The sequence below is a fragment of the Streptomyces sp. MS191 genome, from assembly GCF_008042125.1.
In the GTDB taxonomy this organism is placed as follows: domain Bacteria; phylum Actinomycetota; class Actinomycetes; order Streptomycetales; family Streptomycetaceae; genus Streptomyces.
Map to the genome: position 1 here is coordinate 1 of NZ_RDBI01000184.1, position 686 is coordinate 686.

Consider the following 686-nt stretch of genomic DNA (forward strand, 5'->3'; position numbering starts at 1 on the left):
AGGGGACGGAGGGGACGGGAGAGACGGACGCCCCCGCCCGGATCAGTCCACGGAGCCCGGGGGCCGGAGGTCGAGCCGCCAGTCGTTGCAGTGCATCGGCCGGCCCGGCGGGTACTCGAACCCCTGCTCGCCGAGCAGCTCGAAACCGGCCTTGCGGCAGACCGCGTTCGACGGCCCGTTGTCCGTCGACGGAAAGGCGTGCAGGAAGCGGTGCAGGCCCGCGGCCCGCGCCCGCGTCGCCACCGCCCGCGTCGCGGCGGTGGCGACGCCCCGCCCCCGGAAGCCGGGGAGCACCGTCCAGCCGGTCTCGTAGACCTCCTGCCCGTCCCAGGTCCGCGTCCAGTAGCCGATGCCGCCGACCGCGACCTCCTCGGGGAGCAGGACGACGCGGAACATCCGTCCCCTGCCCGTGGTGTCGGCGCTCAGGTCCACGTAGCGCCGATGCCGCCCGGCGAGCGCCTCCTCGGTCTCGGGACCGCCGAGATGCTCCGTCGACTCCGGCGCGTTCATGGCCCGGAGAAGCTCGAAGTCCTGCTCGGACCAGGGCTCCAGGCGCACGGGGGAATTGGTGGGAGAGTCCATGCCCGCAGCTTAGGGGGCGTCTCCGACACCCGGCCGGTGCAGGCCGGTGGTCCCGCGTCCGACGCGCGTCCGGGTCAGGCGTCCGACACCTGGCGGGCGTAGGC

General features: G+C 74.5%; 1 protein-coding gene. It reads right to left on the reverse strand.

The features are described from left to right. Nucleotides 1-42 precede the first annotated feature (42 nt). Complete coding sequence (locus EAO71_RS36245) at nucleotides 43-582, reverse strand: GNAT family N-acetyltransferase (protein WP_147982050.1); 540 nt, start codon at nucleotides 580-582, stop codon at nucleotides 43-45. Nucleotides 583-686: the final 104 nt, after the last annotated feature.